The sequence below is a fragment of the Hydrogenophaga pseudoflava NBRC 102511 genome (genome assembly GCF_001592285.1).
GTDB lineage: Bacteria > Pseudomonadota > Gammaproteobacteria > Burkholderiales > Burkholderiaceae_C > Hydrogenophaga > Hydrogenophaga pseudoflava.
In genome coordinates, this window is record NZ_BCWQ01000001.1 from 17,241 (window position 1) to 36,716 (window position 19,476).

23 protein-coding genes are annotated in these 19,476 nt (G+C 69.7%); 14 read left to right on the forward strand and 9 right to left on the reverse strand.

What is annotated here, in order from left to right:
* Positions 1-25: 25 nt before the first annotated feature.
* From cyoB to HPS01S_RS00125, 6 genes are read left to right on the forward strand one after another with little or no spacing between them, the layout of a single operon-like run.
* On the forward strand, positions 26-2,032 hold the full coding sequence (cyoB, locus tag HPS01S_RS00100; protein WP_066149411.1) for a cytochrome o ubiquinol oxidase subunit I: 2,007 nt from the start codon (positions 26-28) through the stop codon (positions 2,030-2,032).
* Positions 2,025-2,642, forward strand: a complete 618-nt coding sequence (cyoC, locus tag HPS01S_RS00105) for a cytochrome o ubiquinol oxidase subunit III (protein ID WP_066149414.1) — start codon at positions 2,025-2,027, stop codon at positions 2,640-2,642. Before cyoB ends, cyoC begins: the two co-directional genes overlap by 8 nt.
* Positions 2,642-3,070 (forward strand): cytochrome o ubiquinol oxidase subunit IV, encoded by a 429-nt coding sequence (cyoD, locus tag HPS01S_RS00110; protein ID WP_066149417.1) that lies wholly within the window; start codon positions 2,642-2,644, stop codon positions 3,068-3,070. Before cyoC ends, cyoD begins: the two co-directional genes overlap by 1 nt.
* Entirely contained in the window at positions 3,067-3,822 is a 756-nt protein-coding gene (locus tag HPS01S_RS00115; RefSeq protein WP_066149420.1) for an SURF1 family protein, read from the forward strand. The genes cyoD and HPS01S_RS00115 overlap by 4 nt, the downstream gene beginning before the upstream one ends.
* A 26-nt stretch (positions 3,823-3,848) precedes the next feature.
* Entirely contained in the window at positions 3,849-5,168 is a 1,320-nt protein-coding gene (locus HPS01S_RS00120; protein ID WP_174545226.1) for an ATP-binding protein, read from the forward strand.
* On the forward strand, positions 5,158-5,712 hold the full coding sequence (locus HPS01S_RS00125) for a response regulator transcription factor (RefSeq protein WP_066149426.1): 555 nt from the start codon (positions 5,158-5,160) through the stop codon (positions 5,710-5,712). The genes HPS01S_RS00120 and HPS01S_RS00125 overlap by 11 nt, the downstream gene beginning before the upstream one ends.
* A gap of 32 nt (positions 5,713-5,744) precedes the next feature.
* Here the strand turns inward: HPS01S_RS00125 and HPS01S_RS00130 are convergent, their stop codons facing one another.
* Complete coding sequence (locus HPS01S_RS00130) at positions 5,745-6,341, reverse strand: hypothetical protein (RefSeq protein WP_066149429.1); 597 nt, start codon at positions 6,339-6,341, stop codon at positions 5,745-5,747.
* 82 nt (positions 6,342-6,423) lie between these two features.
* On the opposite strand from HPS01S_RS00130, the gene HPS01S_RS00135 reads away from it, so the two are divergent.
* Positions 6,424-6,987, forward strand: a complete 564-nt coding sequence (locus HPS01S_RS00135) for a DUF2975 domain-containing protein (RefSeq protein ID WP_084396916.1) — start codon at positions 6,424-6,426, stop codon at positions 6,985-6,987.
* Entirely contained in the window at positions 6,987-7,211 is a 225-nt protein-coding gene (locus HPS01S_RS00140) for a helix-turn-helix domain-containing protein (RefSeq protein ID WP_066149435.1), read from the forward strand. Before HPS01S_RS00135 ends, HPS01S_RS00140 begins: the two co-directional genes overlap by 1 nt.
* Positions 7,212-7,217: 6 nt before the next feature.
* On the opposite strand, the gene HPS01S_RS00145 is transcribed toward HPS01S_RS00140, so the two are convergent.
* Positions 7,218-7,757, reverse strand: a complete 540-nt coding sequence (locus tag HPS01S_RS00145; RefSeq protein ID WP_066149438.1) for an outer membrane beta-barrel protein — start codon at positions 7,755-7,757, stop codon at positions 7,218-7,220.
* 91 nt (positions 7,758-7,848) lie between these two features.
* On the opposite strand from HPS01S_RS00145, the gene HPS01S_RS00150 reads away from it, so the two are divergent.
* From HPS01S_RS00150 to HPS01S_RS00160, 3 genes are all read left to right on the forward strand, one after another.
* Entirely contained in the window at positions 7,849-9,162 is a 1,314-nt protein-coding gene (locus HPS01S_RS00150; protein WP_066149444.1) for a leucine-rich repeat-containing protein kinase family protein, read from the forward strand.
* A complete protein-coding gene (locus tag HPS01S_RS00155; RefSeq protein WP_066149447.1) occupies positions 9,150-9,749 on the forward strand; it encodes an NnrU family protein in 600 nt (199 codons plus the stop codon). The genes HPS01S_RS00150 and HPS01S_RS00155 overlap by 13 nt, the downstream gene beginning before the upstream one ends.
* Before the next feature lie 94 nt (positions 9,750-9,843).
* Complete coding sequence (locus tag HPS01S_RS00160; protein ID WP_066149452.1) at positions 9,844-10,923, forward strand: PQQ-dependent sugar dehydrogenase; 1,080 nt, start codon at positions 9,844-9,846, stop codon at positions 10,921-10,923.
* A gap of 43 nt (positions 10,924-10,966) precedes the next feature.
* Here HPS01S_RS00160 and HPS01S_RS00165 read toward each other — a convergent pair whose 3' ends face one another.
* The gene (locus tag HPS01S_RS00165) at positions 10,967-11,656 is read right to left on the reverse strand and encodes a class I SAM-dependent methyltransferase (protein WP_255284120.1); all 690 of its coding nucleotides are present in this window, start codon (positions 11,654-11,656) and stop codon (positions 10,967-10,969) included.
* 61 nt (positions 11,657-11,717) lie between these two features.
* Between HPS01S_RS00165 and HPS01S_RS00170 the strand changes: the two genes are divergently transcribed.
* On the forward strand, positions 11,718-12,149 hold the full coding sequence (locus tag HPS01S_RS00170) for an Rrf2 family transcriptional regulator (protein ID WP_066149455.1): 432 nt from the start codon (positions 11,718-11,720) through the stop codon (positions 12,147-12,149).
* 13 nt (positions 12,150-12,162) lie between these two features.
* Here the strand turns inward: HPS01S_RS00170 and HPS01S_RS00175 are convergent, their stop codons facing one another.
* Positions 12,163-12,801 carry a TetR/AcrR family transcriptional regulator gene (locus HPS01S_RS00175; RefSeq protein WP_066149458.1) on the reverse strand — a complete coding sequence of 213 codons (639 nt, stop codon included), beginning with the start codon at positions 12,799-12,801 and terminating at the stop codon, positions 12,163-12,165.
* A 71-nt stretch (positions 12,802-12,872) separates the two neighbouring features.
* On the opposite strand from HPS01S_RS00175, the gene HPS01S_RS00180 reads away from it, so the two are divergent.
* Complete coding sequence (locus tag HPS01S_RS00180; protein ID WP_066149460.1) at positions 12,873-13,592, forward strand: SDR family oxidoreductase; 720 nt, start codon at positions 12,873-12,875, stop codon at positions 13,590-13,592.
* 61 nt (positions 13,593-13,653) lie between these two features.
* Here the strand turns inward: HPS01S_RS00180 and egtB are convergent, their stop codons facing one another.
* The 5 genes from egtB to HPS01S_RS00205 are packed head-to-tail and all read right to left on the reverse strand — an operon-like array spanning position 13,654 to position 18,387.
* Complete coding sequence (egtB, locus tag HPS01S_RS00185; RefSeq protein ID WP_066149463.1) at positions 13,654-14,988, reverse strand: ergothioneine biosynthesis protein EgtB; 1,335 nt, start codon at positions 14,986-14,988, stop codon at positions 13,654-13,656.
* Positions 14,989-14,992: 4 nt separating this feature from the next.
* Complete coding sequence (gene phnE, locus HPS01S_RS00190) at positions 14,993-15,820, reverse strand: phosphonate ABC transporter, permease protein PhnE (RefSeq protein ID WP_066149467.1); 828 nt, start codon at positions 15,818-15,820, stop codon at positions 14,993-14,995.
* The gene (locus HPS01S_RS00195) at positions 15,817-16,659 is read right to left on the reverse strand and encodes a PhnE/PtxC family ABC transporter permease (protein WP_066149470.1); all 843 of its coding nucleotides are present in this window, start codon (positions 16,657-16,659) and stop codon (positions 15,817-15,819) included. Before HPS01S_RS00195 ends, phnE begins: the two co-directional genes overlap by 4 nt.
* A 3-nt stretch (positions 16,660-16,662) precedes the next feature.
* Complete coding sequence (locus HPS01S_RS00200; protein ID WP_066149472.1) at positions 16,663-17,496, reverse strand: phosphonate ABC transporter ATP-binding protein; 834 nt, start codon at positions 17,494-17,496, stop codon at positions 16,663-16,665.
* Positions 17,497-17,514: 18 nt separating this feature from the next.
* Complete coding sequence (locus tag HPS01S_RS00205; protein WP_066149475.1) at positions 17,515-18,387, reverse strand: putative selenate ABC transporter substrate-binding protein; 873 nt, start codon at positions 18,385-18,387, stop codon at positions 17,515-17,517.
* Positions 18,388-18,477: 90 nt separating this feature from the next.
* Here HPS01S_RS00205 and egtD point away from each other — a divergent pair, with 90 nt between their 5' ends.
* Entirely contained in the window at positions 18,478-19,464 is a 987-nt protein-coding gene (gene egtD / locus HPS01S_RS00210) for an L-histidine N(alpha)-methyltransferase (RefSeq protein ID WP_066149478.1), read from the forward strand.
* Positions 19,465-19,476: the final 12 nt, after the last annotated feature.

The window sequence follows — 19,476 nt, forward strand, 5'->3', positions numbered from 1 at the left end:
CGACCCGTTCACCCAAGACACCACCATGTCCGCTGATCCTTCTTCCGTTTCCAACCACTGGCTGCTGGGGCGCCTGACCTGGGACTCGATCCCGATGACGCACGAGCCCATCCTGCTGTGGACCTTCGTGGCCGTGGTGCTCGGCGGCCTGGGCGTGCTCGTCCTGCTGACGAAATTCCGCCTGTGGGGCCCACTGTGGCGCGACTGGTTCTGCAGCATCGACCACAAGAAGATCGGCATCATGTACATGATCCTGGGCCTGGTGATGCTGCTGCGCGGCTTCGCCGACGCGATCATGATGCGCCTGCACCAGGCCATGGCCTTCGGCGACAACCTGGGCTACCTGCCGCCGCACCACTACGACCAGATCTTCACCGCCCACGGCGTGATCATGATCTTCTTCGTGGCCATGCCGCTGGTCACCGGGCTGATGAACTACCTGGTGCCGCTGCAGATCGGCGCGCGCGACGTCGCCTTCCCGTTCCTCAACAACTTCAGCTTCTGGATGACCACCGCCGGCGCGGTACTGGTGATGGTCTCGCTGTTCCTGGGCGAGTTCTCCACCTCGGGCTGGCTGGCGCTGTCCAACCTCGGCGCGCAGAACCCCGGCGTGGGGCTGGACTACTACATCTGGTCGCTGCAGATCGCCGGGGTGGGCACCACGCTCTCGGGCATCAACCTGCTGGTGACCATCGTGAAGATGCGCGCACCGGGCATGGGCCTGATGCGCATGCCGGTCTTCACCTGGACCGCGCTGTGCACCAACGCGCTGATCGTCGCGTCCTTCCCCATCCTCACCGCCGCGCTGGTGCTGATGAGCCTGGACCGCTACGTCGGCACCAACTTCTTCACCAACGAGCTGGGTGGCAACCCCATGCTCTACGTGAACCTGATCTGGATCTGGGGCCACCCCGAGGTCTACATCCTGATCCTGCCGGTGTTCGGCGTCTTCTCCGAGGTGGTCGCCACCTTCAGCGGCAAGCGCCTGTTCGGCTACACGTCGATGGTCTACGCCACGGTCTGCATCACCATCCTGTCCTACCTGGTGTGGCTGCACCACTTCTTCACCATGGGCTCGGGCGCCAGCGTGAACTCGTTCTTCGGGATCACCACCATGATCATCTCGATCCCCACGGGCGCGAAGATTTTCAACTGGCTGTTCACCATGTACCGCGGCCGCATCCGCTTCGAGGTGCCGATGCTGTGGACCGTGGGCTTCATGGTGACCTTCGTCGTCGGCGGCATGACCGGCGTGCTGCTGGCCGTGCCCTCGGCCGACTTCGTGCTGCACAACTCGCTGTTCCTGATCGCGCACTTCCACAACGTGATCATCGGCGGCGTGGTGTTCGGCCTGTTCGCCGGCATGGTGTACTGGTTCCCCAAGGCCTTCGGCTTCCGGCTCGACGACTTCTGGGGCCGCGTGTCCTTCTGGTTCTGGCTGGCCGGCTACTGGTTCGCCTTCACGCCGCTGTACGTGCTGGGCCTGATGGGCGTGACGCGCCGCGTCAGCCACTTCGAGGACCCGTCGCTGCAGATCTGGTTCCAGATCGCCCTGTTCGGCGCCGTGCTGGTGGCCATCGGCATCGCCAGCTTCCTGGTCTGCATCGCCGTCAGCTTCTTCCGGCGCGAGCAGCTGCGCGACCACACCGGCGACCCGTGGAATGGCCGCACGCTGGAGTGGGCCACCTCGTCGCCCCCGCCCCAGTACAACTTCGCCTTCACCCCGGTGGTGCACGACATCGACGCCTGGGCCGACATGAAGAAGCACGGCTACCAGCGCCCGCTGTCCGGCTTCAAGGCCATCCACATGCCGCTGAACACCGGTGCCGGTGTGGTGCTGTCGGCGCTCTCGCTGGTCTGGGGTTTCTCGCTGATCTGGCACATGTGGCCGCTGGCCATCGCCTCGTTCGCGGCCATCGTGCTCGCGGCCATCGTGCACACCTTCAACTACCAGCGCGACTACCACATCCCCGCGTCCGAAGTGACCGCCACCGAACACGCACGCACCCAACTGCTGGCCCGCCATGTCTGACATCGCCCTCACCCCCGGCGCCACGCGCGCCTACCACCTCGACCGCGAGCCGCACCCCGAGAACGGCACCGCGCTGGGCTTCTGGCTCTACCTGATGAGCGACTGCCTCATCTTCGCGGCGCTGTTCGCGACCTACGGCGTGCTCGGCCGCAGCTATGCGGGCGGCCCCGGTGGCGCCGAGCTGTTCGACCTCAAGCTGGTGGCCATCAACACCGCCTTCCTGCTGCTCTCGTCCATCACCTTCGGCTTCGCCATGCTGCAAAAGCAGCAGGGCAAGGTCGGCGGCACGCTGGGCTGGCTGGCCGTCACCGGCGTGTTCGGCCTGTGCTTCCTGGGCGTGGAGCTGTACGAGTTCGCGCACCTGATCCACGAAGGCGCCACGCCGCAGAGCAGCGCCGCCATGTCGGCCTTCTTCACGCTGGTCGGCACCCACGGCCTGCACGTCACCTTCGGCTCGATCTGGCTGGTGGTGCTGATGATCCAGATCGCCCAGCACGGCCTGACGCGCGAGAACAAGCGCCGCCTGATGTGCCTCTCGATGTTCTGGCACTTCCTGGACGTCGTCTGGATCGGCGTCTTCACCTTTGTCTACCTGATGGGAGTGCTGTGATGAGCGCGCACGACACTGCAATCCACCACGACGGTCATCACGGCGATCACGGTGACGACCACCACGACGACGGCCCGCACAGCAGCTTCTCGGGCTACATGGTCGGTTTCGTGCTGTCGATCGTCCTCACCGCCATTCCGTTCTGGCTGGTCATGGCCGGCGTCATCACCCACCGGCCCACGGCTGTGCTGGTGCTCGGCGCCTTCGCCGTGGCCCAGATCCTGGTGCACATGGTGTGTTTCCTGCACATGAACGGCAAGGTCGAAGGCGGCTGGACCCTGCTGTCGACCATCTTCACCGTGGTCTTCGTGGCCATCGCCATCGCCGGCACGCTCTGGGTCATGTTCCACATGAACGAGAACATGATGCCGGCGCACGGCGGCCACGCCGCCCACCCGCCCGCCGCGGCGCCGCACGGCACCCCATGACGCTGCGACGCGCCCTGCTGGCCGGAGCGGGCGCGCTGCTGTGCGGGCTGTTCCTGGCGCTGGGCGCCTGGCAGGTCCAGCGCCTGGCCTGGAAGAACGATCTCGTGGCCCGCGTGGCGGCACGCGCACATGCCGAGCCCGTGGCCGCGCCCGGCGCCGACACCTGGCCGGCGCTGCAGGCCGACCCCGCAGCCGATGAGTACCGGCGCGTGCGCCTCGGCGGCGAGTTCCTGCACGGCGCCGAACAGCTGGTGCAGGCCGTCACCGAGCGCGGCGCGGGCTTCTGGGTGATGGTGCCGCTGCGCATGGCTGATGGCTCCGTGGTCTGGGTCAACCGCGGCTTCGTGCCCTCGGCTTCTCAGTGGCAGGGCGCGCGCGAGGCCGCCCGCTGCACCGGCCCGGCGACGGTCACCGGCCTGCTGCGGCGCACCGAACCCGGCGGCGGCTTCCTGCGCCGCAACGACCCGGCCGCCGGGCGCTGGTTCTCGCGCGACGTGCAGGCGCTGTCTGCGGCCGCAGGCCAATCACCCACCAAGGTGGCGCCGTATTTTGTCGACGCCGGTGCCGACACGCCCTGCGCCACGCCCGACGGGCCCGTGGGTGGGCTCACCGTGCTGCGCTTCTCCAACAACCACCTCGTGTACGCGCTGACCTGGTTCGCACTGGCCGCGATGACCGTGGCCGCCACGGTCTTTGTGCTGCGGGACGGTGCGCGGCGGCGGCTTCCCGGACAATCCGGAGCCTCCTCCTGATGTTTCTCGTCGGCACCGCAAGCCCCATGGTGAATGTCGTTACCCCGTCGCTCGCGGCCGTCGGTCCGGACCAGGCGGCTGGCCTGAAAAACCTGCAGCAGCTGATCCAGCTGCGCTGGATGGCGCTGTTCGGCCAGATCGCGACGGTGGCGGTGGTCGCCCACGGCATGGACATCCCGATCCCCGAGCACGTCATGTACGCGGTGCTGGCGGGGCTCGGCGTGTTCAACCTGCTCTCGCTGCTGCGCTGCCGCTCGCCGCGGCCCGTGACCGGCCCCGAGCTGCTGCTCACCCTGCTGGTGGACGTGGGCGCGCTCACCGCCTTGCTCTACCTCAGCGGCGGCGCCACCAATCCCTTCGTGTTCCTGTTCCTGCTGCAGGTGATCCTGGGCGCGGTGCTGCTGCCGGTGTGGGCGACCTGGGTCATGGTGGGGGTGACCACGCTGTGCTTCGCGGGGCTGGCGCTGTGGGCGCCGCCGCTGCCCCTGCCGCTGGACCACGACCAGGGCCTGGCCAGCCCCTACACCCAGGGCATGCTGATCTGCTTCGTGCTCAACGCCGTGCTGCTGGTGGTCTTCATCTCGCGCATCGTGGACAACCTGCGCGAGCGCGACACCCGCCTGGCCCTGCTGCGCCAGCGCGCCGCCGAAGAGGAGCACGTGGTGCGCATGGGCCTGCTGGCCTCGGGCGCGGCGCACGAGCTGGGCACGCCGCTGTCCACCCTGGCGGTGATCCTGGGCGACTGGCAGCACCTGCCGCACTTCAGCTCCGAGCCCGAGCTGGCGGACGACGTGGCGGAGATGCAGGCCCAGGTGGCGCGCTGCAAGGCCATCGTCAGCGGCATCCTGCTCTCGGCGGGCGAGGCGCGCGGCGAATCCTCCAGCGAGACCACGGTCTGCGCCTTCCTCGACAGCGTGGTCCAGGCCTGGTGCGAGCGGCGCAACTGCAGCGGCCTGCATTACCACAACGCCTTCGGCAGCGACCTGCCCATGGTGGCCGACTCGGCCATCCAGCAGATGATCGGCAACGTGCTCGACAACGCGGCCGATGCCTCGCCCCAGGCGGTGTGGTTCGAGGCCCGCCGCGAGGACGACGCACTGGTGCTCACCGTCTGGGACCAGGGGCCGGGGTTTGCGCCCCAGCTGTTGCCGCAGATCGGCAAGCCCTACCAGAGCACCAAAGGCCATCCCGGTGGTGGGCTGGGCCTGTTTCTGGTATTCAACGTGGCACGCACGCTGGGCGGCGATGTGGTGGTGGGCAACCTTGCCGAGGGCGGGGCGCAGGTCCGCATCACGCTGCCGCTGGCCGCCATCACCCTGGCCGAGGACGCGCCCCATGGCATCTGACGACACCGCTTCTGCGCAACGCCTGCTCATCGTCGAGGACGACGCGGCCTTTGCGCGCACCCTGGCGCGCTCCTTCGAGCGCCGCGGCTACGAGGTGCGCGTGGCCGCCAGCCTGGACCAACTCACCACGGTGCTGGCCGGCGGCTACGCGCCGACCCGCGCGGTGGTGGACCTCAAGCTGCAGGGCGAGGCCTCGGGCCTGGCCTGCGTGCGCGCGCTGGTGGCGCACGACGGCGGCATGCTCATCGTGGTGCTGACCGGCTTCGCCAGCATCGCCACCGCGGTGGAGGCCATCAAGCTCGGCGCCTGCCACTACCTGGCCAAGCCCTCCAACACCGACGACATCGAGGCGGCGTTCGGCCGCTCCGAAGGCACGACCGAGGTCGCGCTGACCAGCCGGCCCAGTTCGATCAAGACCCTGGAGTGGGAGCGCATCCACCAGGTGCTGGCCGAAACCGGCTTCAACATTTCCGAGACCGCGCGCCGCCTGGGCATGCACCGCCGCACGCTGGCGCGCAAGCTCGACAAGCAGCAGGTGAAGTGAGGGGCGGGTGCTGCCTCTCGGCACCGGGTTCGTCAGCGCTTCACCTCGGCCAGCTTCCTGATCTCTTCGGGCGTGCCGTTCCAGACCTCGAAGAAGCCCTCGCTCTGCTTCACCTGCATCCAGGTTGACCACTTGGTGCGCGCCAGCGCCGGGTCGGTGACGGCCAGGTCCTTCTGCTCCACGCCCAGGGCCAGCGTGCCGCCGCGCTGGTAGCCCGGCTGCGCCTGGGCCTGCTTCACCGTCGCCTGCACCTTCTTCAGTTCGGCCTGCGTGGCCGGCGGCAGGCTGTAGACCAGCCAGCGGCGGCCCGGGCCGGGCGCGTCCAGGCCCAGCGTGGCGCTGGTGGCGGTGGTGAGGGCCAGGGGCAGTTTCCTGTCCACCGGTGCAAACGCCCCTTCGACCTTGGGCTTGAGTTGGATGTGCAGCAGCGGCACCGCACCGGGCGGCGGCACCACGCGCGCGTCCACCTGCAGCGCCACCATGAACTGCGCCGGGTCGGCCTCCAGCAGCTGCCCGGACAGCTGGGCCAGCCGGGGCAGGGAGGTGAGCGGAATGCCGCCGCAGGCCGCCAGCGCGGCGGCGGCGAGCAGCAGGCTGCGGCGCAGCAGAAGGGGGGCAGGGTGTGACATGGGCTTGACTTTCATTGTTGATCGGTAAAAAATTATCATAAAACAATAAAGCAAGTCAAACCCCTCTGAACAAAAGCGACCCATGAACACGGCTGAATCCCATCCCGTTCCCCCGTCCTCGCAGCGCGTGCGCCGCATCAGCCGCTGGATGGTGGCCGCCTGCTGGGCGCTGCTGGTCGCCCTGCCGCTGGCCCTGGTGGTCTACTGGGCCACGGCCAGCGAGGCCCAGCTGGCGGCCCACGCCAACCTGCCTGCGCAGGCCATCGCTGCACCGCTGGCGGTGTGGCAGCGCATCGCGGGGGCCGCGGTCATGGCGCTGCCGCTGGGCCTGCTGCTGGCGGGGGTGTGGCAGGCGCGGCGCTGCTTCGGCATGTTTGCGCAGGGCCAGGTGTTCACGCTGCAGGCCACCGCGCTGCTCGGCCGCTTTGCGGGCTGGGTGGCCTGGGCGGCGCTGGCGTCCATGCTGGCAGGCAGCGCCACCTCGGTGCTGCTGACCCTGAACAACCCGCCCGGCCAGCGCCACCTCTCGGTGGGCATCGGCTCGGACCTGGTGTTCACGCTGTTCTTCGCCGGCCTGGTGTGGCTGATGGCCGCGGTGATCGCCCAGGGGCAGACGCTGGCCGAAGAGAACGAGGGTTTCGTCTGATGCCCATCACAGTGCAGCTGGACGTGATGCTGGCGAGGCGCAAGGTCAAGTCGCGCGACCTGGCCGAATTCGTCGGCATCACCGAGGCCAACATGTCCCTGCTCAAGCAGGGCAAGGTCAAGGGCGTGCGCTTCGAGACGCTGGAGAAGATCTGCGAGTACCTGCAGTGCCAGCCGGGCGATCTGCTGGTGTACGCACCCGACGGCGACCCGCCGCCGGGCTGAGGGCCGTCAGAAGCGCAGGCCCAGGCTCAGCGAGTAGCCGTTGACGCTGGCACCGCCGCTGTCGAGGTAGTTCATGTAGTCCACGCTCAGCGACAGGTTGCTGGTGGGCATCAGGCGCAGGCCGCCGCCGTAGGACAGCTTCTTGTCTTCGCCCGAACCCAGGCCCTGGAAGCTGAGCTTGGTGCGCGCCATGCCGACGCGGCCGAACAGTTCGACCGGGCCGAGGCCGATCTTGGGCGCCACGTACAGGCCGTAGAGCTGGTCGATCTTGCCGCTGTAGCGGGTGCCGGTGTTGCTGTTGGTGTAGGCGCTGCTGCCGGAGTTGACGGCGCCGATGGCTTCAAGCGCCAGGCCGTCGGTGAGCTGCAGGCCCACCAAGCCCCGGATCATGGCCGGGTTGGAACTGGCGCGCAGGCCGATGACGGGCACCGACAGCTTCATGGACAGGGCGGAATAGCCCAGCTCGCCGTACACGCTCTGGGCCATGGCCGCAGGGGTGGTGGCTGCCGCCAGCAGGGCAACCAGTGCCAAAGGTTTGAGTGTCATGTCCGCTCCGCTGATGAATGAATGTTTGTGAATTTCATTCTAGGAGCTTGGTTCCGTTTGTCGAGGGTGCGGATTCCATAATCCGTGCCTAATGCACACCCTCGAACAACTGCTGCGCGGCGACCTGGCCGGCGCCACCCGCCTCGACCTCTCCTGCAGCCTGACCGAACTGCCCGCCGAGGTGCTCGGCCTGGCCGATTCGCTGGAGGTGCTCAACCTCAGCGGCAACCGCCTGACCACACTGCCCGCGTGGTTGCCGCGGCTGCAGCGGCTCAAGGTGGTCTTCGCGTCGGACAACCCCTTCACCACGCTGCCCGAGGTGCTGGGCGACTGCCGGGCGCTGGAGATGGTGGGCTTCAAGGCCTGCCGCATCACCAGGGTGCCCACGGCGTCGCTGCCACCGGCCCTGCGCTGGCTGATCCTCACCGACAACGCCATCGAGACCCTGCCCGACGCGGTGGGCGAGCGGCCGCGCCTGCAGAAGCTCATGCTCGCCGGCAACCGGCTGCAGGCCCTGCCCGAAGGGCTGGCCGGGGCGCAGCGGCTGGAGCTGCTGCGCATCTCGGCCAACCGTTTTGAACGGCTGCCCGACTGGCTGCTGCGCCTGCCGCGACTGTCGTGGCTGGCGCTGGCCGGCAACCCGCTGGGCTGGGCGGTGCCGCCGCTGCAGCTGCCGGTGGTGGACTGGGGCGACCTCACGCTGGGCGAGGCCTTGGGCGAAGGCGCCTCGGGCCGGGCTCTGCGCGCCCGGGTCGCCGGGCGGCCGGACGGGCTGGCCCTCAAGCTGTTCAAGGGCGCGGTCACCAGCGACGGCCTGCCCGAGCACGAAATGGCCGCTGGTGGTGCCGCGGGGGCGCACCCCGCGCTGTGCACCCCGGTGGCCCGTGTGCAGGGCCACCCCGAAGGCGCGCAGGGCATGCTGCTGCCGCTGATCCCGCCCGGGCACGTGCTGCTGGCGGGCCCGCCCAGCCTGGCCAGCTGCACGCGCGACGTCTACCCCGACGGCTGGCGCCTGGCCGCCGGGCCGGCGCTGCGCCTGCTGCGCGGCATGGCCGACGCGGTGGCCCACCTGCACGGACACGGCGTGGTGCACGGCGACCTCTATGCCCACAACATCCTGTGGAACCCGGCCACCGGCGACGCCCTGCTCAGCGACTTCGGCGCCGCCGCCCTGCTGCCGGCTGACCAGCCGGCGCTGGCCCGCGCGCTGCAGGCGCTGGAGGTGCGGGCCTTCGGTTGCCTGCTGGAGGAACTGGGAGATCGTCTCGATGTCCTACCCGGAGACGGGCTGCGTGCCATGATGGCCGGCCTGGCCGCGTCCTGCCTGGACACCGACCCCGGCGCCCGACCCTCGATGGCCGAGGTGTCCCGCCAACTCTTCAAGGAGGTTTCATGCTCGTGCTGATCCTGGGTTTGCTGCTGTTTCTCGGCGTGCATTCGGTGGCCATCATGGCGCCCGCCGGGCGCGACCGGCTGGTGGCGCAGATGGGCGAGGGCGCCTGGAAGGGCCTGTACTCGCTGGTCTCGGCCGTGGGGCTGGGGCTGATCGTCTGGGGCTACGGCCTGGCGCGCGAGAACCCGGTGCTGGTCTACAGCCTGCCGGGTGGCATGCGCCACCTGGCCGCGCTGGTGCTGCTGCCGGTGTTCGTGCTGCTGCTGGCGGCCTACCTGCCCGGGCGCATCCAGCGCGCCACCAAACACCCCATGCTGCTGGCCGTCAAGCTCTGGGCGCTGGGCCACCTGCTGGCGCAGTCGGTCACCGGCGGCAGCCTGGCCGACATCCTGCTGTTCGGCGGCTTCCTGCTCTGGGCCGCGGCCGACCGCGTCTCGCTCAAGCGCCGCGCCCAGGCCGGCACCTTGCGGACGGTGCCGGTGCTGCCCGCCAGCGGTGCCAACGACCTGATCGCGGTGGTGGGCGGGCTGGCGCTTTATGGACTGACGGTGATGTGGGCGCACGCCGCCCTGTTTGGCGTTCGCCCCTTCGGAGGATGACGAGATGACCCCCCTGCGCCGCTTCGCGTCTTCCCCCCTGGAAGGGGGGACAGCACCTGTGGCCCGGCTGAGCCGGTTCCACGGTGCTTGCTGGATGGGAACCTTGCTGTTCGCTTCGGTTCCTGTGTTTGCCGCCTCGCCCTCGGTCGAGGTGGTGGCCAACGGCCTGCAGAACCCCTGGGGTCTGGCTTTCATCGGCGAGGGCCGCATGCTGGTCACCGAGCGCCCGGGCCGCATGCGCGTGGTCGAGCCCGACGGCCACATCGGCGCGCCGCTGGCCGGTGTGCCCAAGGTCGACGCGGGTGGTCAGGGCGGCCTGCTGGACGTGGTCACCGACAGCCAGTTCGAGCGCAACCGCACCGTCTACTTCTGCTTCTCCGAACCCGGTGCCGGTGGCAACTCCACCGCGCTGGCCTCGGCCCGGCTGTCGGACGACGCCACGAAGCTGGAGGACGTGAAGGTGGTCTTCAGCCAGAAGCCGAAGTTCGCCAGCCGGGTGCATTTCGGCTGCCGCATCGCCGAGGCCAAGGACCACACCCTGTTCCTCACGCTGGGCGACCGCTTCCAGCGCATGGACGACGCGCAGACCCTGGACAACCACCATGGCAAGGTGGTGCGCCTGCGCAAGGACGGCAGCTCGCCGCCCGACAACCCGTTCACCACCCAACCCGGTGCGCTGCCCGAGATCTGGAGCGTTGGCCACCGCAACCTGCAGGGCGCGGCCATCGGGCCGGACGGCCGGCTGTGGACCAGCGAACACGGCCCGCAGGGCGGCGATGAGATCAACCGCCCCGAGGCCGGCAAGAACTATGGCTGGCCCGTCATCACCTACGGCGAGAACTACGGCGGCGGCGCCATCGGCGATGGCCTCAGCAGCAAGGACGGCATGGAACAGCCGCTGCACTACTGGGTGCCCTCGATCGCGCCGTCCGGCATGGCCTGGGTCACCAGCGAGCGCTACGGCAAGGACTGGAAGGGCAGCATGCTGGTGGGCTCGCTCAAGTTCCGTCACCTGGTGCGGCTGAAGTTCAACGGCACGAAGCTGGTGAAGGAAGAGAAGCTGCTGCCCGACCTCAACCAGCGGGTGCGCGACGTGCGCCAGGGGCCGGACGGCCTCATCTACCTGCTCACCGACCACGTCCGGGGCCAGTTGCTGCGCCTGCAGCCCAAGTGAGGGCGCTCGACGGGGCGCTCCACCGGTGCCGGTGCTCAGCGCCCTACGCGTACCCCACCCAGCCCCGGAAGCTCAGCCCCGCGTAGAACAGCGCGACCCGCTGGAACCCGGCCTCCCGCAGGCGCGCCTCGTCCTCTTCCGGCGAGAGGATCGCCAGTTGCGATTGCATCGCCTGCTGGGAGGTCCCTGCGCTGGCGGCCGGCGTTCCAGCGAAGGCCAGGTGCCGCGACAGCCAGAGGGAGCGCTCGGGCTCGGCGGACGGGATGCTGATGTGCACCACGACAAAGGGGGCTCCGGCCCTGAGGCGCTGGCGGACCGCGCGCAGCGTCGCCAGCTTCTGCGCATGCGGGATGAAGTGGAAGACGAGCAGCGATGTCGCGCCGTCGAACGGCCCCGGCGGGGCCGCATCGATGCGGCCCTCGTGGAGGGCCACCCGGCCCTGGTGCGGCCGGACGGTCTGCTCGGCGAGCGCCAGCATGTCCCTCGATGGGTCGACGCCGTCGAAGCGCCAGGTGGACTGTTCGCGGGCCAGCGCGTCGATTTCCATGCCGCCGCCGGCGCCGAGCACGAGGATGCGCGCGTCGGAAGGCGCCTGCTCGGCGAGCAGCAGCCCCACCATGCGGTGCAGGCTGGCAAAGCCCGGTACCTGCTTTGGTGGTCCGTCCAGGTAAGGGTGGCTTGCTGTTGATGTTGCGGTGGTGGTCATGCGGTGGTGGTCTTCTTCATGAATCATCAAAAGACACTTGATCGTACATGATCAAATATCAGTTGATGTTTCATGATGGGAAAAGCGGATGAACAAAGACACACGCCTGTCCGACGTGCTGCATGTGCTGCTGCACCTGGGGCACGCAAAGGAGCCCATCACCTCCGAGGTGCTGGCCCGGAGCATGGGGACCAACCCCGCCGTGTTCCGGCGGACCATGGCAGGTCTGCGCGCGGCGGGCCACGTCAGCGCCGAGAAGGGCCACGGCGGGGGGTGGCTGCTGGCCAGACCCCTGCACGAGATCTCCCTGCTCGACGTCTACGTCGCCCTGGGCCGGCCCACCCTGTTTGCCTTCGGCAACCGGGAGCGTGACCCGGCCTGCCAGGTGCAGGCGCGCGTCAACGCGGTGCTGGCGGACAGCATGGCGCAGGCCGAAGCGCTGTTTGTTCAGCGCTTTGCGGAGGTCTCTCTGGCCGAGCTCGCACCGAAGGCACTGTCGAAGGCCGCCAAGCCCTGCTGACCGGCGGGTGGCCTCATGCGGAGGGTCGCGCCACGCTCTCCAGATAGGCGCGACACATCACCACCAGCTGGCGGCGCAGCTTGCGCGCCTCGGTGGGCCGCAGGTGGCGCTCGAAGGCGTTTCGCACCGCGCCGAACACGACGGTGACCAGCGTCAGGTTCACGTTCCTGAGGTCGGTGAACGTTGCATCGCTCGCGCTTGCGAGCATCGCCGAGGTGGCCGCGTTCGCCCGGCTGGCGAACGCATCGATCATCGCCTGGTTGTCCAGCTCGGCGACGGAGCGGTAGAGCGCCCGGGTCACGTCCGCGCGCTCCATCTTCGCGCGCCAGTAAGTGTCGATCAGCGCCTCCACCATCTCGCCGATGGGACGGCCCCGACAGGCCTGACAAGTGGCCTCGATCCTCGCGGCCAGGGCTTCCAGATAGCGCTCGTTGAGCGCATAGACCAGCGCCTCCTTGTGCGGGAAGTACTGGTACATCGTGCCGACAGACACACCCGCCCGCTCGGCCACCTTGGTGGTGGTCAGGCGGTGCATGCCGTCCGCCACCAAAAGCTGAATGGTGGCCTCAAAAATCGCTTCCAGCGTGAACGCCGACCGGGCCTGGCGCGGCGTCCTTCTTGGGTTCAGTGAGCGTGAAGCGGTGGAGGCCAAAAGCGAATCCTCAAACTGAATGATTGTTCATATAGTGCCGGCGTTGCATTTTCTCTGAAAGGACTTTCTGCATGACCACCCAACGCATCGCACTCGTCACCGGCGCGAACAAGGGCATCGGATTTGAAATCGCCCGGCAACTGGCTCAGGCCGGCGTCCACGTCCTCATCGGCGCCAGGGACGACGACCGCGGTCGCGCAGCCGTCGCAGATCTGGCCCGTCAGGGACTGGCCGCCCAGGCCCTGAGGCTGGATGTCACCGACGGAGCGAGCATCGGCGCCGCCGCGTTGCAGATCCGGCATGAGCACGGCAGGCTGGACATCCTGGTCAACAACGCCGGCATCTTCGACCCGACCGATGGCCCGCCCGGCAAGGCCTCGATGGACGCCGTGCGCCGGGTGTTTGAGACCAACTTCTTCGGTGCCCTGGCGGTGACTCAGGCGATGCTGCCGCTGCTGCGGGACGCCCCGGCGGCGCGTGTTGTGAACCTGTCGAGTTCGCTCGGCTCGCTCACGCTCAACGGCGACCCGTCGTCGACCTACTACGCGGCGCAATACATCGGCTACAACGCCTCCAAGGCGGCGCTGAACATGCTGACCGTGCAGCTCCGGGAGGCGTTGCGCAGCACGCCCATCGTCGTCAACTCGGTCAGCCCGGGTTTCGTCAAGACCGATCTGACCGGCTACGGCACCATGACCCCGGCCGAAGGCGCGAGGCTGCCGGTGCAGTACGCCCTGGCGGGTGAAGAGAACGGGGTGTTCGTCGAGCCGGGGGGTACCACGCCTTGGTAAGGCCCGACCAGGTCCGCCCGCAGCCCCGTGCTGCGCGCGGCACCGGCTCCGGTGCGGTGGCTCAGAGGTCCTGGGCCAGACGCAGGCCGCTGAACTGCCAGCGCGCCTCGGTCGGGAAGAAGTTGCGGTAGCTGGCGCGGATGTGGTCGCGCGGTGTGGCGCACGACCCGCCGCGCAGCACCATCTGGTTGACCATGAACTTGCCGTTGTATTCGCCCACGGCGCCGGTCCAGGGGCGGTAGCCGGGGTAGGGCAGGTAGGCGCTGGCGGTCCATTCCCACACGTCGCCGCCCATCTGCTGCAGGCCCGGCCCGGCGTCCGCGCCGTGCGCGAGCGGCATGGGGTGCAGGGCACCGCTGTCCTGGAAGTTGCCACCGTCGGCCCAGTGCCCACCCAGGCGGCGGGCTGCGTGTTCCCACTCGGCCTCGGTGGGCAGCCGGACCGGCTCGTCCTGCTGCGCGGCGCACCAGCGCGCGTAAGCGTCGGCCTCGAACCAGCTGATGTGGACCACGGGCGCGTGCGGGTCGATGGGCACGCGGCCGTGCAGGGTGAAGGCGGTCCAGCCGTCTTGTGGCGCGGGATCGCTGCCCGCTTCCTCGTTCTTGTGCCAGTACAGCGGCGCCGCGATGCGCTGGGCGCGCAGCCAGTCCCAGCCGGCGGCCATCCACCAGCGCGGGTCGCTGTAGCCGCCGTCGTCGATGAAGGCGCGCCACTCGCCCTGCGTCACCAGCCGGTCCGCCAGTGCAAACGGGCGCAGCAGCACGGCGTGGCGCGGGCTTTCGTTGTCGAAGGCGAAGCCCTCGCCACCGTGACCGATCTCGCCGACGCCGCCCTCGAACGCGCACCAGCGCAGCGGCTGCGGCACCGCCGGGGCCGGCAACCGAGGCGGGTGGTAGACCGGGTCGGTCGGGTTGCACGAGAGCAGGTGCTTGATATCGGTGAGCAGCAGCTCCTGGTGCTGCTGTTCGTGCTGCAGGCCCAGCTCGACCAGCGTGGCCAGCTCGGGCGCCAGGCCTAGCGCGAACAGCTTGTCGATGCGAGCGTCGACCTGCGCGCGGTAGGCGCGCACCTCGGCCATGCCCGGCCGCGTGATGAGGCCGCGCTGGGGCCGCGGGTGCTGGTCGCCCACGCCCTGGTAGTAGCTGTTGAACAGCACGCGGTAGGCCGGGTCGAAGGGCTGGAAGCCGGGCTCGGCGCGTTCGAGGATGAAGGTCTCGAAGAACCAGGTGGTGTGCGCCAGATGCCACTTGGTGGGGCTGGCGTCGGGCATGGACTGCACCTGGCAGTCGGCCTCGGACAGTGGCGCGGCCAGCGCCAGGGACTGGTCGCGCACGGCATGGAAGCGGCGCTGCAGCGCCGACAGCGGGGTGAGGGCCGGCGGTGCGTGTGCGCTCATGAGATCACCGCGTCATCCAGCGCCGCGCGCCCAGGCTGGCGGCGTCGACGATGGCCACCAGCAGCAGTATCGCGCCCAGCACGGTGGCGGTCTTGGGCATGTGGAACAGTCCCATGTGGAAGGCCAGCAGCTGGCCCAGGCCGCCCGCGCCGACCACGCCCAGCACGGCCGCGGCGCGGATGTTGTTCTCCCAGCGGTAGAGCGTGTAGCTCATCAGCTGCGGCAGCACCTGCGGCAGCGTGGCGTAGAGGAACACGCGGCCGTGGCCCACGCCCTGGGCACGCAGCGCCTCGGCCGGGCCGGGCGGCGCGTTCTCCACCGCCTCGGCGAACAGGCGGCCGAGCACACCGGAAGTGTGCAGCGCCAGCGCCAGCGTGCCGGCCAGCGGGCCGAGGCCGGCCGAGATCAGCAGCAGCGCGGCCCAGACCAGCTCGGGCACGCTGCGCAGCGCGTTGAGCAGCAGGCGTGTGGGGGCGCGGGTCCGCGCCGCGTCGCCCGCGTGCAGCCGCGCGGCCGGCAGGGCCAGCGCGAGCCCGGCCATGGCGGCCAGCAGCGTGCCCACGGCCGACATGGCCAGCGTTTCCCAGGCAGCCACGGCGACCTTGTGCAGGAAGGCCGGCGAGGTGTCGGGCGGAAAGAACTCGCCCACGAAGCGGCCCATGCTGGCCGCCGCCTCGGCCGAGAAAAACTGCGCCCACTGCAGGTCCAGCGACCAGAAGCTGGCGACCACCAGCACCAGCAGGCCGACAGTGAACCAGCAGGCCTTGCAGCGCGCGTCGAAGATCGGCGGCGGCAGCCGGTAGACCTCGTTGGCGGCGCGGGGCTGCTTCATCCGAGCACCTTTCTGAGCCACGCACTGACCCGGTCGGCGAGGGCGACCAGGGCCATGAACACCAGCAGCATGGTCGCGACCTCGCCGCCGTTGAACATCTTCATCGAGTTGTCCATCTGCTGGCCCAGGCCGCCCGCGCCCACAAAGCCCAGGATGACCGAGGAGCGGATCGCGCACTCCCAGCGGTAGACGGTGTAGCTCGTCAGCTCGGCCGCGCTGGCGGGCAGCAGGCCGTAGAAGAAGGCCTGCAGGCGGCCCGCGCCGTTGCGCAGCAGGGCTTCGGTGGCGTGGGTCTCGCCGCTTTCCAGGATTTCGCCGTAGACCTTGCCCAGCATGCCGCCGTAGGTGAGCGCAATCGCCAGCACGCCGGCCGTGGGGCCGAGCCCGACCACGCGCACGAACACCAGCGCCCACACCAGTTCCGGGATGCTGCGCAGCACGATCAGCAGCCAGCGCGCGAGCTGGCGCAGCCAGAACGGCCCGCGCGCCATGCGGCCCGACAGCGCGGACACCGAGAGCACCCGTGTCGACAGCAGCGCCAACGGCACCGCGATCAGCAGTGCCAGCGCCACGCCCGCGGTGGCCATGGCCACGGTGCGCCAGGTCTCCTTCAGCACCATGGTGAGGAACTCGGCCGAGTGCGCGGGCGGGAAGAAGCTGGCGATGAACTGGCCACTGACCCGCAGGCTCTGCTCTTCGAACATCACCCAGGGCCGGAACTCGGTGGCGACCAGCAGCGGCCAGAGGAGCACGAGGCCCGCGCCGGCCCAGAACAGGCGCGGCAGCCAGGCCGGGTCGCGCGTGGGCGCGGTGTGCGCGGGCAGGGTGGCGGTGGTCATGTGTCAGCGACAGTGCATCACCACGGGTTGCGGCGCAGCCTGTGCCAGGTCTTGCGCTACCGGTGCTGGCCCGGTCAGCTCGTGCTCGTGCTGCGCGTACAGCGCCGCCAGGCGCTCGCGACCGACCTGCGCGGCCGGCAGGTCGAAGGCGATGGTGCCGTCGCGCAGGCCGACGATGCGCGGGAAATGCGCCAGCGCCACGTCCACCTGGTGCAGCGTGGCGACCAGGGTGGTGCCGCGTTCGCGCGCGGCCGACAGCAGGGTGTCGATGGCCTGGCTGGCACGCGTCGGGTCTAGGGCAGACAGCGGTTCGTCGATCAGCCAGAGCGAGGCCGGCGAGAGCAGGGCACGCGCCAGGCCCACGCGCTGGCGCTCGCCGCCCGAGAGCCGGTCCACGCGTTCGAACAGTTTGTCGGCCAGGTCGAAGCGGTCCAGCGCCTCGAACGCGGCGGGAATGTCCACCGGGTAGAACAGCGAGCGCAGGCTCTGCCAGGTGCCCATGGCCGGCAGGCGGCCGGCCAGCACGGCGGTGACCACGCGCTGGCGCGGCGGCAGCGGCGGCACCTGCGGGGCCAGGAACAGGCGGCCGCGCAGGCGCTGCAGCTGGGCGCGCGGCAGGTGCCAGGGCGACTGGCCGTCCAGCTGCAGCACGCCGGCGCTGGGCGGCAGCGCGCAGGCCAGCAGCTGCAGCAACGTGGTCTTGCCCGCGCCGCTGGGGCCGATCACGGCCACCTGCTCGCCGGCGGCCACCTGCAGCTCCAGCCCGCGCAGGGCGGGCGTGGTGCCGGGGCGGGCGGCCGGGTGCCGCGCGGTGGCGGCCTGCAGGGCGACTTTCAAGCGATCAACCTCAGCCGGTCACAGCAGGTCGGCGCTGCGCGCGGCGGCCTCGATGCCTTTGTAGTTCTCGGCCTTGGTCGGCACGAACTTCGTGGCGCGCTGCAGTTCCAGAATCTCTTTGCCCTCGGGCGTGGCCTTGCTCAGCGACAGGAAGGCGTCGGCCAGCTTCTGGCGCGTGGCGGCGGGCATGTCGGCGTGCACCGTCCAGTTGTAATCAAAGTAGGGCGGGGTGGTGTAGAAGACCCGGACCTTTTCGGTGTCGACCTTCTTGTCGGCCACGAACTTGTCCCACACCGAGATGTTCAGCGCGCCGGCCTGCACCTTGCCCGAGGCCACGGCGGCAATCGTCGCGTCGTGCGCGCCGCTGAAGGCCACGCGCCTGAAATCCTTCTCGGGGTTCAGGCCGGCCTGCAGCAGGAAGCTGCGCGGCATCAGGTGGCCGCTGGTGGAGCTTTGCGAACCGAAGGACACGTCCTTGCCCTTGAGGTCGGCCAGGGCCTTGATGGCGGGGTCGCTGGTGATGAAGACCGACTTGAACTTCTCGTCTTCCTCGCGCTGCACCAGCGGGATCACCTTGCCGCCAGAGCGCACGCTGGCCTGCACGAAGGTGAAGCCGCCGAACCAGGCCAGGTCGACCTTCTTGTTCACCAGCGCCTCCACGGAGGCGGCGTAGTCGGTCACGGGCGTGAACTCGACCTTCATGCCGAGCTTGGCTTCGAGGTACTTCATCAGCGGCGCGGCCTTGCGCGCCAGCTCGGTGGGCGACTCGTCGGGGATCGCGGTGACGCGGAACACGGTCTGCTGCGCGTGGGCCAGCGGGGCGAGGGCGGTGGTGGCGAGCACGGCGCAGGTCAAGAGTGCGCGGCGGGTGCGGGAGATGTTGCGGTTCATGGGGTATCCGGTGAAGGGGGATAGGGGGAGGTATTAGAACCCGGCGCCAGAGGGTTTGCACCGCTGCGGGGGCGGTTTATAAATCGGGCCATGCCCGAGTTCGTGCAGATCCACCAGAGCAACGACGCGGCCCTGCGCGCCGAGCTGGTCGCGGGCCTGCTGGCCGAGCCGCCGCGCGCGGCGCCCAAGTTCTTCTACGACGCGCTGGGCTCGCGTCTGTTCGACGCCATCACCGAGCTGGCCGAGTACTACCCCACCCGCACCGAGGCGGCGATCTTCGCGGCCCACGGCACCGCCATGGCGCAGCGGGTGCCCCCGCACGCGGTGCTGGTCGACCTGGGCGCGGGCAACTGCGCCAAGGCCGCGCGGCTATTCCCGGTGCTGCGGCCGGGGGGCTACGTGGCGGTGGACATTTCGGTGGACTACCTGCGGGACGCCATGGGCGAGCTGCAGCAGCGGCATCGTCATGTGCCCATGCTGGGCCTGGGCATGGATTTCTCGGCGCGCCTGGCGCTGCCGCCGGCCGCGGCCGACTGGCTGGAGCGGCACGACCTGGCGGCGGCGCCGCGCTGCGTGTTCTACCCCGGCTCCAGCATCGGCAACTTCGACCCCGGCGAATCGCTGGCCCTGCTGCGCCAGGCGCACGCGCTGTGCGCGGCCGGTGGTGCGGGCGGCGGCATCCTGATCGGTGTGGACCGGGTGAAGGACAAGGCGGTGCTGGAACCCGCCTACGACGATGCGCTGGGCGTCACGGCGGCGTTCAACCGCAACCTGCTGCTGAACGTCAACGCCTTGCTGGGCAGCGACTTTGCGCCCGCGCGCTGGCGCCACGTGGCCTTCTACGACGAGGCCGCCTCGCGCATCGAGATGCACCTGGCTTCGGACGGCGCACAGACCGTGCGCTGGCCCGGCGGCGAGCGCCGCTTTGCCGATGGCGAGCGCCTGCACACCGAGAACTCCTACAAATGGACGCCCGGGGCCTTCGAGGCCCTGCTGCGCGAGGCCGGCTTCGGCCCTGCCACGCAATGGACCGACGAGCGCGGCTGGTTCAGCGTGTTCTGGGCGCCTGCGGCATGAGCGTCGCGGCGC